Annotated in this window: 16 protein-coding genes; 2 read left to right on the top strand and 14 right to left on the bottom strand. The window is 51.0% G+C overall.

All coding sequences use genetic code 11. The features are described 5' to 3' along the window. Positions 1-218 precede the first annotated feature (218 nt). Positions 219-668, top strand: coding sequence for an antitoxin Xre/MbcA/ParS toxin-binding domain-containing protein (locus BN1137_RS21920; RefSeq protein ID WP_083443420.1), 450 nt, complete (start codon positions 219-221; stop codon positions 666-668). A 199-nt stretch (positions 669-867) separates the two neighbouring features. On the opposite strand, the gene BN1137_RS10650 is transcribed toward BN1137_RS21920, so the two are convergent. The 10 genes from BN1137_RS10650 to BN1137_RS10605 form a co-directional block, all read right to left on the bottom strand. Then, positions 868-2304, bottom strand: a complete 1437-nt coding sequence (locus BN1137_RS10650; RefSeq protein WP_050718576.1) for a glutathione synthase — start codon at positions 2302-2304, stop codon at positions 868-870. A 21-nt stretch (positions 2305-2325) separates the two neighbouring features. Continuing rightward, positions 2326-2757, bottom strand: coding sequence for a glutaredoxin-dependent arsenate reductase (gene arsC, locus BN1137_RS10645; RefSeq protein ID WP_050718575.1), 432 nt, complete (start codon positions 2755-2757; stop codon positions 2326-2328). A 2-nt stretch (positions 2758-2759) separates the two neighbouring features. Continuing rightward, on the bottom strand, positions 2760-3830 hold the full coding sequence (gene arsB / locus BN1137_RS10640) for an ACR3 family arsenite efflux transporter (protein ID WP_050718574.1): 1071 nt from the start codon (positions 3828-3830) through the stop codon (positions 2760-2762). Next, positions 3827-5071, bottom strand: coding sequence for an organoarsenical effux MFS transporter ArsJ (arsJ, locus tag BN1137_RS10635; RefSeq protein WP_050718573.1), 1245 nt, complete (start codon positions 5069-5071; stop codon positions 3827-3829). Before arsJ ends, arsB begins: the two co-directional genes overlap by 4 nt. 7 nt (positions 5072-5078) lie before the next feature. After that, the gene (locus tag BN1137_RS10630) at positions 5079-6095 is read right to left on the bottom strand and encodes an ArsJ-associated glyceraldehyde-3-phosphate dehydrogenase (RefSeq protein WP_050718572.1); all 1017 of its coding nucleotides are present in this window, start codon (positions 6093-6095) and stop codon (positions 5079-5081) included. 10 nt (positions 6096-6105) lie between these two features. Then, complete coding sequence (locus BN1137_RS10625) at positions 6106-6603, bottom strand: phosphatase domain-containing protein (RefSeq protein ID WP_230581507.1); 498 nt, start codon at positions 6601-6603, stop codon at positions 6106-6108. Between the two features lie 33 nt (positions 6604-6636). Continuing rightward, positions 6637-8412: an arsenical pump-driving ATPase gene (gene arsA, locus BN1137_RS10620; RefSeq protein ID WP_050718571.1), complete on the bottom strand. Its 1776-nt coding sequence runs from the start codon at positions 8410-8412 to the stop codon at positions 6637-6639. 68 nt (positions 8413-8480) lie between these two features. Then, positions 8481-8900 carry an arsenite efflux transporter metallochaperone ArsD gene (arsD, locus tag BN1137_RS10615; protein WP_050718570.1) on the bottom strand — a complete coding sequence of 140 codons (420 nt, stop codon included), beginning with the start codon at positions 8898-8900 and terminating at the stop codon, positions 8481-8483. 133 nt (positions 8901-9033) lie between these two features. Then, positions 9034-9414 (bottom strand): ArsR/SmtB family transcription factor, encoded by a 381-nt coding sequence (locus tag BN1137_RS10610; RefSeq protein WP_050718569.1) that lies wholly within the window; start codon positions 9412-9414, stop codon positions 9034-9036. An 86-nt stretch (positions 9415-9500) separates the two neighbouring features. Then, positions 9501-9797: an ArsR/SmtB family transcription factor gene (locus BN1137_RS10605; RefSeq protein ID WP_050718568.1), complete on the bottom strand. Its 297-nt coding sequence runs from the start codon at positions 9795-9797 to the stop codon at positions 9501-9503. Between the two features lie 108 nt (positions 9798-9905). Here BN1137_RS10605 and BN1137_RS10600 point away from each other — a divergent pair, with 108 nt between their 5' ends. After that, entirely contained in the window at positions 9906-10979 is a 1074-nt protein-coding gene (locus tag BN1137_RS10600) for a permease (RefSeq protein ID WP_050718666.1), read from the top strand. Between the two features lie 334 nt (positions 10980-11313). Here BN1137_RS10600 and BN1137_RS22425 read toward each other — a convergent pair whose 3' ends face one another. Genes BN1137_RS22425 through BN1137_RS21915 form a run of 4 tightly spaced genes read right to left on the bottom strand, consistent with a single transcriptional unit; the run spans position 11314 to position 16665 of the window. Further along, positions 11314-11727: a hypothetical protein gene (locus BN1137_RS22425; RefSeq protein WP_157433705.1), complete on the bottom strand. Its 414-nt coding sequence runs from the start codon at positions 11725-11727 to the stop codon at positions 11314-11316. Further along, the gene (locus BN1137_RS22420) at positions 11727-13793 is read right to left on the bottom strand and encodes an integrase (RefSeq protein ID WP_157433704.1); all 2067 of its coding nucleotides are present in this window, start codon (positions 13791-13793) and stop codon (positions 11727-11729) included. Before BN1137_RS22420 ends, BN1137_RS22425 begins: the two co-directional genes overlap by 1 nt. After that, entirely contained in the window at positions 13790-15445 is a 1656-nt protein-coding gene (locus BN1137_RS22415) for a site-specific integrase (protein ID WP_157433703.1), read from the bottom strand. Before BN1137_RS22415 ends, BN1137_RS22420 begins: the two co-directional genes overlap by 4 nt. Continuing rightward, positions 15445-16665: a tyrosine-type recombinase/integrase gene (locus BN1137_RS21915; protein ID WP_083443419.1), complete on the bottom strand. Its 1221-nt coding sequence runs from the start codon at positions 16663-16665 to the stop codon at positions 15445-15447. The genes BN1137_RS22415 and BN1137_RS21915 overlap by 1 nt, the downstream gene beginning before the upstream one ends. Between the last annotated feature and the right edge of the window lie 58 nt (positions 16666-16723).

Here is a 16723-nt window from a genome sequence, read left to right as displayed (position 1 = left end):
AGCTTAGGCCGCTTGCGAGGATGCAGCAACCAGCCAGAATCACCAAAACACCTATTAAATCATGCTGTTATATATGATAAGCCGACGCCTGTTACACATATCACATCATCTAGATGTGTCCGTTGTTTGGCTAAGAGCAATTTTATGGTGATCGCGGAGCAGGGAACTCTTAGGATGGTTTGTTAGGGTCACGCCTTACTGACGGGGAACACTTATCGATGCCTCACGCCGTTCATCACCCTCGCACTCGGGTAACCGCTGTCAGCTCTGTCATTACCTCTCTGGGCATCCCTCACGGCCCGCTGGAGGCACACCAGTGGATTGTGGCTGGTGTCGAACCTAGCATCATCCCGAAGCTTGCTGGGTTGATTGGGGAGAGTGCTCGGGCGGTTTGTGCCTTGATTGGCATTAGCCAAAGCAGGCTCGCTCGCAAGATCGCAGCTAGTTCACCTCTATCCATTGAGCAGGGTGCCAGAGTTTACGGTGTTGTACTGGCTCTTGATGCAGCTCTCTCACTGCATGAGGGAGATATAGTGAAATCCACGTCGTGGTTAAACAGACCAGCCAGGGGACTGGGAGGGGAGAAACCTGTCAATGTATTGAGTACAGCGATGGGAGTTCAGGCTGTTATTGATCTCGCAGGACAAATCGAACATGGGGTGTATTAAACGAGCCTTCCTCCTCAGTTTGGTTAAAGACCACACTCTGTCGAACAAAAAATTATTCAACATTCCGCTGCGTTGCCGCGAATAGATCCACTCTCTTCTTTGCCCATAACCCCCCTCTTTTTTAGCTGTAAATCATCATACCTCATTGAATACCAGAGCAAATTTTAGAATATTGCTATAACTACCAACTTGAGAGTTCTCAATCACTGAATACCAGCGAGTCAAGAACACCTTGCCCGCTGTGAACGCCTCCTTCTGTCGATCCAGCTGATTTGCTGCGAATGAGATATCCAGCATAACAGTGCTCAATACTGGCAGGATTGCCATCTCCCTGAACGGTGAACATACCCAGTTCGCTGATCAAATCAGTCACCTGATGCAGTTCCCCTTTGCGCACAATCAATGCAGGCATAGATCTGGGAATGGGGTGTAAGCGGCGCATCAACGACCAGGCCTGATATTGTTGGGGAGCAAGCGTTGCCAGTTTTGCCAAGATGTCTGCCCCAAACAGGCAATGCCCGCCACCTTCTCCCTGATTTTTAAGCACCCAGCTATCGGAGGGAGCCGCTTTTACAAAGTCAGCGCTATCTGAGGTAACAGGATGCATCTCTCCCAGAAGATTTCCCGCTCTTGCGGCCTCTTGCGGGGTCAAACCAAATGCGACCAGTCCATCTTCTCCCAGACGAGATAGCAGCATTTGCACTTGCTTACTCGTTGCCAACTGCTGGGCAACCGTTGCATTGACTGCGACTCGATGTTGCTCAATCAACACACGAGTCGCCATCAGCGACTGGCAACATCTCAGCTCTTTGAGGTCGGCTGCTTCATAATCGGAATACTGATATCCGGCACGAAGGTAGACGGTATCGAGTGGCCCGACACCATTGAGGATCAATCTGTTGTTGGCGCCCGTGCTCAATTGATTGTGAAGCTCGCGAAACGTTCTGCGCAGTGTCTCTATCCCTTTCTGCTGGAGAGCAAACTCAAGCAGGTGCTGATCAAACACATTGTTTTCATGCTCTTGCACAATCATCAAAAACCTTGCTGGGCCAAGGTCACCAAACTCCTGCTTAATCTTGAAAGTAGCTTTGGCAATGCCTGCCGATAGCCCCTCAATGGCCTGATTATCGACAAGCTCCCCCACTGCCTGATGCGATAACTCGGCATATGCAGAGGGACATTGCTGTTGTAGATAACGGTGCAGTTCATGTATTCGCTGGCCGAATGGCCCCATACCAGCAGCGATGCCATTGAATTCAACAAGCTTGTGACCATCGCCCTTATCGTCCATAAAGTCGCTGCGCATAATGAGCAATGGCAGCCGGGGAGCCTGGCTGGGTGATGAGTGTATTTGTTGATGCATGCGAAGCAGGGCTGAAAAGAAGGGATCTCCAGCCGTGATGGGATTAATCGCATCGAACAGGAAACCGTGATCCTCAGATACTGAATAGATCAGTTTGCTGAGGATCTGGGCCACACTTTTTAACTGCTGATACCCCCCTCGGCTTATCGGTGTTGGCGTCAGGGTAAATGGGGTATGCACAGCAGAATGCACCGACTCCTTGGAGGCTACGCCGTGTGTTAACGCCCACTCGACTGCATCATCTTTGGTTTTTTGGATGCCAAGAGAACTCATCATATGCTCCTGATTGCTGGATCACTTAATACGATGCCCCTCTGCATCAACTACCCGCTCCCCATCTTCCTTGGTGAAGGCTCCTTGCTGGGGGTCTGGCAAGATATCCAGCACGACTTCTGACGGGCGGCACAGTTTGGTGCCAAGCGGGGTAACCACAATCGGACGGTTGATCAAGAGAGGATGAGACAGCATGGCATCGACCAACGCCTCATCACTGAACCGATCCTCTGCGAGGCCCAGTGCCTCATAAGGGGGGACATTCTTGCGCAGCAGGTCGCGCACCGGCATCCCCATCGCTTGAATAAGGGACTCCAGCGTCTCGCGGCTCGGCGGGGTCTCCAGGTAGTGGATGACTGTCGGCTCAACGCCGGAGTTGCGGATAAGCTCCAGGGTGTTGCGAGAGGTGCCACACGCCGGGTTGTGATAAATGGTGATCTTGGCGTCATTCATGATTAGGCCTCCGCTGTCACATAATTGCGCTTCATACGCAGGGCTACATTGACCAGGGCGATCAACACCGGTACTTCAACCAGCGGGCCGATGACCCCGGCGAAGGCCTGATCCGAGTTCAGCCCGAATACGGCGATGGAGACCGCAATGGCCAGCTCGAAGTTGTTGCCGGTGGCGGTAAAGGCGATGGAGGCATTCTTGTCATAGGGGATGCCGAGTTTCTTGCCGACCAGGAAGCTGGTGAAGAACATCAACACGAAATAGACGACCAGTGGCGCAGCGACCCGCAGCACATCCATCGGCAGCTCGACGATCATCTCCCCCTTGAGGCTGAACATCAGCACGATAGTGGCCAACAAGGCGATCAGCGTGATGGGCGAAATAGCCGGGATAAAGCGCTCGGTATACCATTTCTCTCCCTTCGCCTTGACCAGATATTTACGGCTCAAGAAGCCCGCAAGGAAGGGGATCCCCAGATAGATCAGCACGCTCTCGGCGATATCCAGCATGGTGATATCCACCGCAAACCCCTGCAAGCCGAACAGCGGGGGCAGTACGGTGATGAACAACCAGGCCATAAAGCTGTAGGTTAAGATCTGAAAACCGCTGTTGAGCGCCACCAGGCCAGCACCATACTCTTTGTTACCACCCCCCAGGTCGTTCCACACCAGCACCATGGCGATGCAACGCGCCAGACCAATCAGGATCAGGCCTACCATGTAGTCCGGGTAGTCATGTAAAAACACCAAGGCGATCACGAACATCAGGATGGGGCCGACGAACCAGTTCATCACCAATGAGAGTGTGATGGCCTGACGGTCGCGAGTCATCGCGCCCATGGTGCCGTAGTTCACCTTGGCGAGCGGCGGATACATCATCAGGATCAGGCCAATGGCCAGCGGAATATTGGTGGTGCCGACAGACATTGCCTCGTTCCACTGAGCCACCTGAGGGAACAGATATCCAATCCCGACCCCAATCGCCATGGCGACAAAGATCCAAAGGGTGAGGTTACGGTCGAGAAAGCTCATTTTTTTGCTGACGGGCAGATCGCAGCAGGCATTGGTACTCATTCTGAGGCTCCATGAGAGTTGGATGAAACGGAAGGCTGATGGCGTGGCAAGCCGATGGAGATGAATGCCGCCAACAGAATAAAGAGAGTGGAGATCCAGAGGCATGCCTCCAGACCGTAGAGCTGGAACACCAGCCCAGACAGCAGGGTGCCGAGCAAGCGCCCCAGGGCATTGGCCATGTAGTAGAAGCCCACATCCAGCGATACCCCATCAGCACCGGCATAGCTGACGATCAGATAGCTGTGCAGAGAAGAGTTGATGGCAAACAGGGCACCGAACAACATCAGACCGCCAACCAGGCTGATGGCCGGATGCACCCCATAGTGGAGCGCCAGCGCAATCAGGGCAGGGATCAAGGCCAGCGACAGCGCCCAGCGCATCGCCGCCTTACCATCGGGCACACGCCCCTGGCGCTTACCGGTAAATCGGGGAGCCTGGGTCTGCACCACCCCGTAAGCGATGATCCAGAGCGCGAGGAAGCCCCCCACATACCAGTGATCCCAGCCAAAGCTGGATGCGAGGTACACCGGTAGCGCCACCACGAACCACACATCGCGGGCACCGAACAGGAACAGGCGGGCTGCCGACAGGTAATTGATGGCGCGACTCTTGGAGAAGATTTCACTGAACTTGGGTTTATTCTTGGCCTTGCCCAAGTCACGTTTCAGCGTCAGCATGCTCACGCACCACACCAGCGCCAGTGCGAGGGCCATGACCAGCACAGTCCCCTGAAACCCGAGCAAGGTCAACAAGGCACCACCGAGGAAAAACCCCATCCCCTTCAAGGCATTTTTCGAACCAGTCAGCAGTGCCACCCACTGGTAGAGCTGACCCTGAGCCTCCCCCGGCACCAGCAACTTGATGGAGCTTTTAGCACTCATCTTGTTGAGATCTTTGGCAATCCCGGAGAGCGCCTGCGCCGCCATCACCCAAGGCACCGTCAGCCAGACTGACGGCACCAGCAGCATGCCCAGCGCCAGCACCTGGAGGGCCAGCCCTATGTTCATGGTGCGGTTAAGCCCAAGACGAGCACCGAGCCAGCCCCCCACCAGATTGGTCACCACCCCGAAGAACTCGTAGAAGAGAAACAGGGAGGCAATGGCCAGCGGGCTGTAGCCCAGCCCGTGGAAGTAGAGCACCACCAACATGCGCAGAGCGCCATCGGTCAGGGTAAAGGCCCAGTAGTTACCGGTTACCAGCAGATACTGGCGGGTCTCGGGGGAGAGTCGGGTCAGTGCCATGGCCGGGTTATCCTTGCACCTTGTCCATCTGACCAACCATGCGCATCAGTTCGGCAGTGCGGTTGGCATAGCCCCACTCGTTGTCATACCAGGCATAGATCTTCACCTGGGTGCCGTTGATCACCATGGTGGAGAGCGCATCGATGGTGCAAGAGCGCGGATCCGTCTTGTAATCCACCGATACCAGCGGGCGCTCTTCATACCCCATGATCCCCTTGAGCTCACTCTCGGCAGCGGCCTTGAGCAACCCATTGACCTCGGCTTCGGTAGTGGGACGGCTCACCTCGAACACACAGTCGGTGAGGGAGGCGTTGGCCAGCGGCACTCGCACGGCATGGCCATTCAGCTTGCCCTTGAGCTCGGGGAAGATATGAGTGATGGCGGTGGCAGAGCCGGTAGTGGTGGGGATGAGGCTCAAGCCACAAGCACGGGCACGGCGCAGATCTGCATGGGGGGCGTCCAGAATGGTCTGAGTGTTGGTGATGTCGTGAATGGTGGTCATGGAGCCATGCTTGATACCCAACTGCTCGTGGATCACCTTCACCACAGGTGCCAGGCAGTTGGTGGTGCAGGAGGCAGCCGTCACGATAGGATGCTGCGCTTTGTCGTAGAGGTGGTGGTTAACCCCCATCACTACGTTCAGGACACCCTCTTCCTTGACCGGAGCCGTGACCACGACGCGCTTTACCCCTTGTGCCAGGTAGGCGCTCAGCAGGGCTTTGGTCTTCATCTTGCCAGAGGCCTCGATTACCACATCACAATCCGACCAGTCAGTCTGACCGATCTCGTTGTTGCGGGTGCAGGGGATGCGATGGTTGCCAATCACCATCTCGTCACCTTCGGCGCGGGCCTCGTGATGCCAGCGGCCATGGACTGAATCGAAGGTGATGAGGTGTGCTAGGGAAGCTGCATCCCCAGCCGGGTCATTGATGCGCACAAACTCTACATCCGCCCAATCGAAGGCGGCGCGAAATGAGAGGCGGCCCATGCGGCCAAAGCCGTTGATACCAACTTTGATAGTCATGCTGCTTTCCTTAACCGGCGAATGAGTAGTGGGTGTTGAGGTAATTGACGTGAGGGGTCAGGGTCAACGCCTTGGGACGCAGCCCTTGCACCAGAGTCTTGACCTTGGCGGGAGCGTAGCCTGCCTCCAACAGCAAGATAGCCGCCATCAGTCCGGTACGGCCCGAGCCGCCTCGGCAATGAATGGCCAGGGTCTGGCCAGAGGCCAGTCGCGCCAGCAAGTCTGCCTTGTGACTCGTAAACGCTGCTGTGAATGGCGCCTCGGGCGCGCAATCATCCTCTACCGGTAGCTGGAACCAGGCCAGCCCCAATGCAGCACACTCGGCGGGCAAGGCATCAGCCTTGAATTCGCTAAGCTCGGCATCAGGCATCATGGTGACCACCGCATCAGCCCCAGCCTCTTGCAGGGTCTTAAGGGAGGCTTGCAGGGAAGCCTCCTTGGTGCCAGGGCAGGGAGTGAAGATAAGGCGGGCGCCATTATCCAGATTCAGGATGTCAAACGGGTGCATGATAAACAGCGTCTCCATGTCTCAATGAGAACGTCAGGTGGATTGGGATTGGTTGGTGTGACATAAATCTTGCAGAGCCTCCACGCCCACTGGCTCGGTCGCCAGCAAGGGCACTACGGCATAGCGCTGAGCATGCTCCCCCTTCACAGCATCGATGTGGGGTTGCTGGCGATATGCTCGCTGGGCAAGTAGGGGGGAAGTGACGCTGGCTGGGGCCAGCATGTGATTGACCACCCAGGCCCAGGGCTCGATGCCGGCACGGCGCAAGTCAGCTTGCAGATTGGCCGCCTCTTGCACCGGAGTTGGCTCGGGCAGAGTCACGATCATCACCTTGGTCTGTTTCGGGTCTTGCAGTTGCATCATGGGGGTGGTGAAGTGCATCCCTTTCCCGCCCATCTGGCGGGCAATTTCTCTGTGATAGGCGCCGGTCGCATCAAGCAGCAACAGGGTATGGCCAGTCGGCGCTGTATCCATCACCACGAAGCGCTTACCCGCCTCACGAATGATCCGTGAGAAGGCCTGAAACACTGCAATCTCTTCGGTGCAGGGGGAACGCAAATCTTCCTCCAACAAGGCTCGGCCCTGTTCATCCAGGCTCGCCCCCTTGGTAGCCAGCACCTGAGCACGGTAACGCTCAGTCTCTGCGTGAGGGTCAATGCGGCTGACTTCCAGGCTGGGCAGGGCACCTGCCAACGTCTCACCCAGATGGGCTGCGGGATCTGAGGTGGTCAGGTGAACAGGCAGTCCCCGATTGGCGAGCTCCACCGCGACCGCTGCCGCCAGGGTGGTTTTGCCCACTCCCCCCTTACCCATCAACATGATGAGCCCATGGCCATCGGTGGCCAGTTCATCGACCAATTGCTTCAAATCAGGGTGTTGCTCAGTGGTTGTGCTCTCGACCTCATAGGCCCCATTGACCGGTTCTGCGCTGAGTAACTGACGTAGGCTGTCTACACCTACCAGGTTGGTGGCCAAGAGCGGAACTCTGTCTTGTGGAAGACTTGCCAGCATCGCTGGCATATTAGCCATAGCCTGCTGCTCTCGTTGCCATACGGCTGCGGCCAAGGGGTCATCAACCTGCTCGCTTTCTGGGAAGATGCCATTGATGACCAGCTGCTGATTGGCAAGGCCAATGGCCGCCAGTTCATCATGAGTACGTGCCACTTCCCGCAGGGTCGAGGTTTGGGCACGGGCGACCAAGAGCAATCGTGTTTTCTCGGCATCCGACAAGGCAGCGACAGCCTCTGCGTATTGGCTGCGCTGTTTTTCCAGCCCCGCCAACGGCCCCAGACAAGAAGCGTCACCCTTGCCTTGTTCCAAGAACTCGCTCCATGCCCCTGGCAATTGCAATAAACGAATGGTGTGGCCCGTGGGTGCGGTGTCGAACACGATATGATCGTATTGACCCACTAAGTCACGGTCGGTCAGCAGGGCAGTGAATTCGTCAAAAGCGGCTATCTCTGTGGTACAGGCACCGGATAGCTGCTCTTCAATGCTGCGCACGATGCTCTCGGGCAATTTGCCACGTACTGGGCCAACAATCCGTTCACGGTACGCTTGCGCGGCAGCTTGCGGGTCAATCTCCAGCGCAGACAATCCCTCAACCTGCGGGATCTTGGTGACTTGGTTGCCTATCTTGGTATCGAACACCTGACCCACGTTTGAGGCTGGATCCGTGCTCACCAGCAGTACCTTTTTTCCACTGTCACACAGGGCAACCGCACTTGCGCAAGCCAGCGAGGTTTTACCCACGCCCCCCTTACCGGTGTAAAAGAGAAACGGTGGCGGATTGGTCAGAAACTGGAACATGAGAGACTCCTATCTGGAAGAACAAGGCAATGAACCGAACAGAGATCTTGCTAACTACGTGAGCTCGCTTAGCAGCAACCACTGCTGCCGGAACAGCATTCACTCTTGACGATCCCTTTGATGGCGCCCGCTTTGCTTGGCTCTGTATTGGCTTCTGCGCCATCCGTTTCAGGGGCTTTCGGTAACGCCAGACCGGCATAGCGCATCAGCTCAGTGCGGCTAGGATAACGACCGGTGAGTACCACCTGGCCATCGACCAAGGTCACAGGCAGCCCTTCTTCACCGGAGAGCTCTAGGAAAGAAGCCACCGCTGGGGTTTCAGCAAATACCAGGGGTTGTTGCGCCAGGTTGAAGCGATATAGAGATCCCCCCTGCTGCTTGAGCCATTCTGCATCGCCAGCGAAGATCACCAGGTTTTGGTCAATATCTGTGCCACATACGCCGCTGGAGCAGCACAGGGCAGGGTCAAATACTTGTATCAATCTCATGATCACTTCCTCACTTAATCTCAGTGGCAATCGCATCCAGAGCTGCTTTTAGCCCTCGCGATCTATCGAAAATCGGGATACACCTCAAGCAGGAGGGCTTCGATCCGCTTTCCCGTGCATGAACGCAGGATGTTCATGATGAACACCCTTCTTTGTTACAGGAGGTAAGAGGGGGAAGCACGTCGGGGGCACAATTGGCAGTGCCGCGCATATCTAAACACTGCTCGGGATGACCGCTACAACACTCCTCAGTGAGGTAACCGATCAGCTCAAGCATCAGTGGGATATTGCCGCGATAGCGTAAAAATCGGCCTTCTTGCTCCACCGAGACGAGGCCCGCGTGAAGCATGGCTTTCAGGTGAAATGACAGGGTATTCGGAGCGATATCGAGCTCACTGGCCAACTGACCAGCAACCATCCCTTCCAGCCCAGCTTTGACCAGCAGGCGCCATACATCGAGGCGGATACCGGACGACAGAGACTCGAAGACTTTAGTAGCAGTATCTTTATTCATTTGAACCTCTATCACTCATTTCATGATTACAACTATACAAGAACAGTTGAAATGATCAAGGCAGCTTGCCACTGCTTTGAATCTATTCAGGTTGAGCTGCCGTTTACGCAGCACTCTTCACGGAAAAATGCGATGACCTCTTCCAGCACCTCGAATTGAGACACGCACATGAGCGTGCGACTCTCTCGGTTCTGCTTGACGAGCCCTACCGATACCAGAGCCGAGATATGGTGGCTGAGGGTTGATGCAGGGATAGATAGTTGCTTTTGCAGCTCTCCAACAGGCAAGCCCTGCGTCCCAGCCTTGATGAGATGCTTGAAAATGAACAGGCGAGTTGGATGACCAAGCTCCTTCAACGCTTTAGCGACTTCTTCCAACGGCATGACCCAATCCCTCCACACGATGCATATTTCGATAATACCAGAAATATCTTGATCACCACATCATTTCCATTATTCTGGAAATGTGGTTTTTACGTGGAGAATATGAAGATGAATGACTGGTTAACCATGCTGACGGATGCATCTCAGATGTTTTTGTTCCTGGCCTTTGAGCTCTCTGTGCTGTTCCTGGTGATCAGTGCCGGGGTCAGCTTGATCCGCCAGAAGATACCCGACGCCAAGATCCAAGCCATGCTGGGGGCACGAAAAGGCAGAGGCTACTTGATCTCTGCGGTACTGGGCGCATTGACCCCATTTTGCAGTTGCTCAACCATCCCTATGCTGCGTGGACTCTTGTCTGCCAAAGCCGGTTTTGGGCCAACACTGACTTTCCTGTTTGTCTCACCGTTGCTCAATCCGATTATTGTCGGCCTGATGTGGGCTACCTTCGGATGGAAAGTGACGGTGCTGTATGCCGTGATCGCAGCTGGCGTCTCCGTACTGGCGAGCATGCTGCTGGACATGCTGGGGTTCGAGCGTCATGTCATTGACCCTAAAGATGCCCCAAAAAGCAGCTGTGGCACCAGTTGCGGCACTACTGCGAGTGAACCGGCCAGTGCGAATGCAACCGCTTGCTGTGCAAGCAGCACCATCAAGTCAGTCAAACCGATAAGTGCTGCGGCATCCTGCTGTGCCCCACAACCAGAGGCGACGCCAGCGCTCTCTTGCTGCGCAGATGGCACCGCGACCCTGACCCAGGCGCCAGTGATCCCCACTGCCTTTGCCAAAGCTCGTGCTGATGCCTGGCTGCAATTCAAAGAGGTGCTGCCCTACTTGTTGCTGGGGGTGCTGATCGGGTCATTTATCTACGGTTTTATTCCGTCAGAGTGGATCGCCGCCCACGCTGGGGCAGATAACCCTCTGGCTATTCCATTCAGTGCCATCGTGGGTATTCCGCTCTATATCCGGGCAGAAGCTGTTATCCCGCTTGCGTCGGTACTGATGAGTAAAGGGATGGGGATGGGGGCTGTGATGGCTCTGATCATCGGCAGTGCGGGGGCCAGCCTGACCGAGGTGATCCTACTCAAGTCGATGTTCAGAACCCCCATGATCGTGGCATTCCTCACCGTCATACTGGGGATGGCCGTCATGATGGGCTACCTGACTCAATTCTTGTTTTCATAAATAACAAAAGGGCCTTCTTGAACAGAGGCCCTTTTGCAAGAACAAGTTACTTGGTATTTTATTATTCACTCCAGAATGGCGTTTAATAAAAACATCGCTCTTTTTTTTTGTGAAGTTTACCACTTGCTTGTTTTATCTATAAATTAAATTGGTAGGGGGAGGGTAAATAATATCTAGTGTTAATGTAGGATCATATTTAGGTATAATCAGAAAGTACATGAATAAACACATGTACTTTCAGTTGTAATTTTTTCGAGAGATACCCCGCAGATATATAGGCGGGAGTTGTATACGTGCTGCATCCTACTGTTTTAAAAACTTTTTTATTATATTGTTACTCTTTGCGATTTTGTTTGGGTAGTTGCTTCATCAAGTGTGCAGGCGTCAAGCCATGGAGGCTAGCATTATGAATAAAACGCTGCGCAGTTTCTGCCATCCTCGTTAACTCTTGCCTTAATTGTATATTTTCCTGTTTCAGTCTAGAAATTTGTTCAATAGCAGCAGGCATACTCTTTGGCGTTGGAACGCCAGCTACTGCAAGTCGCTTCGCCTTTAGCTCGCCCTTTTTTGTCTTATAAGCATTTGTTAGTATTGCTTTTTTGGATAGTGCCTGACGTGTTGGCTTATAACCGATGACAACCTCAGAAGCATTACAAATGTTATCCCAAGTTAGTGACTCATCCTTTGGCCAATCTCTAATAATGTCAACAATGTGGTGAAGGTGTTTCGCAGTTATTGGGCTTGGCATTAATTTTCCTCCGAGAGCAGTCGTAGGCAGGCCGCAATCTCATCACTATGTCCAAAATCTATAATGTCAATGTTTTTATTTAATGGTTTTGCTGCTGTATTTTCTACAATCCGTATTTGATGGTTGAAGTCGTTGCCTTGAATCCTTATTGGACTCCCATCTTCTATGTCTTTGTCTGTCATAAGATCAATGAGTCGATTTAGTCTGTCGAGAGTTTGTTTATGAACTTGCTGCCAGCGACTGGCAACTCTGTGTCCTGCATCAATTTCAGCCTGTGTAGCAGCCAGATTTTCGGCGATGTGGTCACGTTCTTCAATCATCGCCTTAAGAGACCTCCTGTGTCCTTTGCATATCAGCAGCTCAGAGCAGTTTAGACAGTCAGCATGTTTGTTACAGGGGGTCACAGTGTAGTCGTGTGTACAGATCCCATAGCGAGTAGTGATGATGGGTCCAAAATCCATGAGACGGTATTCATCCTGAGTTAAAGGCCGTATGGTTGTTTGGCTTGGAGTCATACCTAGCTGAGCTGCTATTTTACTGGATTTTCGTTCTGGATCTTGGTGCATGTAGACGCGGCTTTGTGCCTGAGATGCTCTAGTCGACCAGCGTGTAATTACATCGATACTAACACCGGCTTCTTGCGCTAGGGTATTTAAAAAATGTCGTAGTTGGTGTGAACGTAACTCCATCCCTTCATAACCATGTTTGAGCAAAATACTCATGTTTACTGTCTTATTTCCGCGCTGCATATCCCTTGACTCAAGACGTTTGGCATAGAAATCACGGTTGGCAGGGGCCAGTAATATGGAACTAGTCTGATTCCTTGTGGATAATTGCATGTATCTAAGGCATATCAGAGACTCTGACATTTTCAATGGCTTATTGTGGGAGGCGTCAGCGGGGTCAACTTGATAGGGAAAATATGGATTTAATTTTTTGTGTTCAGCCATTATCAATGGCCATACTGAATTGAGCGTCCACCCTTTGTAGTTGTATCTACCTGTGCAGCGATAGATGAATGTTTCTGTTGATTTAGAGTTGTTAAATCCTAAAGCTTGGGTCAACTCTTCAACAGTTAAAACTTGATCATCAAGAACGTCAGGGCATTGGGAATGTCGATAAAATTGTTCTGGATTTTTTTCAATGTGAAGAGCTAGTCTGCGAGACTCCTCTGTGATAAGGCTGAGTCGTCTAACGGCTTCTCGTGCGAGATCAGCCATAACCTCAGGAATTTCCTTTCTGACATAAAGGCCATTCTTAGGAACCCAATAGGAAATGTAGACCTGTTTTTTACCATTGGAATCTAGCTCATCTCTTAGTGGGTTTTCTCTAAAATGCAGTATCTCATTAATACGCATCGGTGCACATAACAGTAGACAAGTAACACAAGTGATATAAATATCTTCGTCATCTTGGGTATCAGTAAAACCGTTAGCAAAAATCTCAGCTATAGCCAAAAGAGTATCATCAGATGGTAGTTTTTTTGCTATGGAGTCAGGGTCTGCCTTATTAACGGTAGCGTTGGAGTTTTCTCCTAAAAATGGATGTTGCCAGTATTTTAAGTTAGAGGTGGTAATATGCCAGTCTGATAAGTTTTTAGCTATGGTTTGGAGTGCGCCCCCGATCCCTTGTCGGTCTTTGAATTCCTCAGAAATCATTAATTGGATCGCTCTATCCAATTCCCGAGGTGTCACTTTGGTTACATCCGCCTTCATATTGGTTTCAAGTAATGCTGCTTCGAGTAGCTGCAATGCAGCTACGGTTCTCTTGATTGTTTTTGTTTTGTGCTTGTTTTGTGTATAGCGTATATAAGCCTTAGCAAACCATATAAATGGCGAGGTCATCAATTGCTGTTCTGTTGGTATTTTTGAAGCGTGCAATTTTCGTTCATATAGTTCTAAAAATCGTATGGAAGTCCAGTGAGTTGGCCATACAGAACTCTCCCATGTGAAGCCTTCCAGGTCACTCCAAAGGGGGATCTTGTCACGAGCAAGATTAATTAGGTTCCACAGATTATTTTCTGTGGATAGTGTTGCACTAGACTTAAAAATAACAATGTTGCTCATTCCTGATCCCTTAACACCGCTTTGCGATCTTCGCACAAAACAATAACTTCCTTGACAGCCTGAATATCTTTATCTAATTGGACTGGAACAAGCAATCGCCGCTTCATTCCTGGTCTAGGAACTTCATTTTCTAGGTGTTGCCGTTCTAGTAGTCGGTTCAGTACTTCATGATGGGGGCCGAACACCCATGGCTGGAATTTGGTACAGCGGTAGCAGGGGATTGGGACTGAGGCGGAACAAAATCCATGCTCACCGCATGTGCCAACCCCCAAAGCTTCATGCCCATCGAGCTCAATGCGGCTAGTTGGGTCATCACCTCTGGCTGCGCTTGCCTCGTTATCTTTGAGGTTCCCCTGAAAAGCTTGGGCTAGGGGGGCTAATAATGGGGCTATTTGATCGTTCAATACCCTTGCTCGTTCAGCAGGATCGTCGTAGTAGGTATCGATGGAATAATCTGTTTCATGTCCTAGCCAATATTGAAGTGCAGCTTTGGGGACGCCTGAACGAGCCAATTGTCGTGCGCGGGTGTACCTGAATCGATACGCATTTTGGACGAGTGGTTGCCCAGTTCTTTGAGAAATTACAGTTTCACCAAAAGGGCCGGTGGCTATCGTAGATGAAATTAAGCCACTAGCAACATGGAGGATAGAAGAAGCTAGCATATCGCTGTCAATTTCGTGAAGAAATTCGGAGGCTTCTATTTTCCTCTTTAAGATCCGGGTAGATCTATATGGGAATAATGGTAAATTTAACTTCTCTTGTTGGGTTAGCCTACGTCCTAGTGCCACTTCAAACCGAAGAATTGATTCCTCTTCTTGACGCTTGCAAAGATACCATAATTCATCACTCATAGGATGAACTTCTATTTTCGATTCCCTGAATCCATTAGAGTCCTTATCTTTGGCCCCAGGAAATTCAATGCGACGGCCAGAAACACCACAGCTTATACCTGTTTCTTGTAGGTCTACAATTTTTAGATGTGCTATTTGTATAGGGCGCCGTCCAAATTGTGCAGATAACAGGAGGACGCATGTTCTCCATAAGCTCCCTAGGCCAGACTCGTATGTACGCCAAATTGTTTGGACAAGAGAGTCATACTCTGAGTGGGTATACCATCCCTCAGTTGGGTCATCTGACCTAATTCTACTGCCAGCTGGTCTTTTAGGTTGTGGAAGCTGAACCTGGGATATGAAATTAAACTCATCATCGGAAACCCCCGGTAGATTTAGCTCATGCCACTTTATTAACAGTCGTTTTAGTAAGCCAAAGTAGGCGTGTGCGGCTTCGTGACTGCGACAGCTTTCGAGAAAAGATGATAGCGACTCAACAGTAATGCCATTTACATATGCAGTATTAATATAGCTTCTGAAAGCTGGAATGATATTTTCTAACGATGCTGTTTCATTATTATTTGTCAGCCATGAGATGACGCCAAGAAATGAGAGGAATTCTTTCTTTTCTAATTTTTTCTTGATAGATGAAAGACTGTACGATACCTCGCCAATTATAACCAATCTTGTGTTTTCCAAAATCACGTTTTTTGGAAAGTTAATGACAAACCTATGGCGTTTGGCTTCCTCTCGGAGACCAAGCGCCTTAGCTTTAACTGAGATTTCATCCTGATTTAATTTAAATGTATACCCCGAGCTCATCACAAGTCCTTTTTCTGAGTATCGTTGGCTATCCGTACACCTATATCAAACGCGAGCTCTTCAATGTATCGTCGATTGTAAATTTTTGATGAGGGGGAATTGTCTACCCAGCCCATACAGTACTCTCGCACAGCTCGTTCTGTCTTCTCATCCATTTTCAGCAAAGCCGCTTTCTGAGAAAATCGAAAATTCCAGTCGTGTCGTAATAAATGTGGATGGAGTTCACTTAATGTAGGGAATCTCTTCCTCAAGCGTTCTAATGAGGTATTGAAACTCTGGTTGCTAACACCTAACCCTTGTCGGGAGCCTCGCATGAAATTGACTAATAGGTAGGAGTTATCATGGAATCCTACGTGAGGGATTTTTGACCGTCGAACTAAGTAATCAGAAATTATGTGGGAAAGTTCATCATCAATTGCTAACCGACGGTTAAGCGTTTTAGCTACAGGCTGCTGGATTCGGTCATCTTCTATAGCGTCATGATTTCGGCGTATAACCAAGTAGGCTGGTTCGCCGCCAGAAGCGATAATAAAATCTTGCAGTTGAAGCCCTAGCACCTCTCCGATGCGCATTCCTGTAGAGTACATAATGTGCAAGGTAAGAATATTCCGATAGAGAGTGTTTTTTTGGGTCTCGTTTTTAATTCCATTTTCTGCATTTTTAAAGAGATTGAGTAGGGTTGCTCTTGCTTTGTCAGATAGCTTTTTGGTCAGATTTGCCTGCTGTTGCCTAGAAGTGGATCCCTGCCGTTTGTTGCAACGAGCATTGATTTCACTTTTCATATGCGTTACGGCTTTAGCGATCTTAGGTGAATTTGAATCAGAAATTATTTCGGTTGCGTACCATGTCAAGTACTCAGCAACAACATTTAATGTACGGTTATATCTCGGTCTTGAGATGGTGTTCCCTTGCCTATCCTTCTTCAACAAGTGGGCTGCTAATGAATCCACCTGGTAGGGTGCGAAAAATTGACGGGAGAGCAAGACATGGTGCAGGTCGAGAGCAGGTTTTTCCTGATGAGCCCAGTTGTAAAGTTTTTTGATCGCCTGGAGCTGTTCAACTTGGCTGCTGTGCATCTGGCCTCGTAGCCGTCTCGTCACATAAGCAGTTGGATAGAAGAGTGGAAACGCGGCATGATCAGAATCATCATGGTCAACATTGTACAGTAGCGAGAAACGCTCACCGTTTTGAGCAATGTAATGCCTGATCTGTAGTTTCATGTTTACACTTTTCAGGAGTTTGTTTGTGCATGTTCTCGCAGTTTACACTTTTTATCTT

It is taken from the genome of Aeromonas tecta (assembly GCF_000820185.1).
GTDB classification, from domain to species: domain Bacteria; phylum Pseudomonadota; class Gammaproteobacteria; order Enterobacterales; family Aeromonadaceae; genus Aeromonas; species Aeromonas tecta.
The sequence above is the reverse complement of the archived record's forward strand: the minus strand, read 5'-3'. Positions and strand labels throughout refer to the sequence as shown.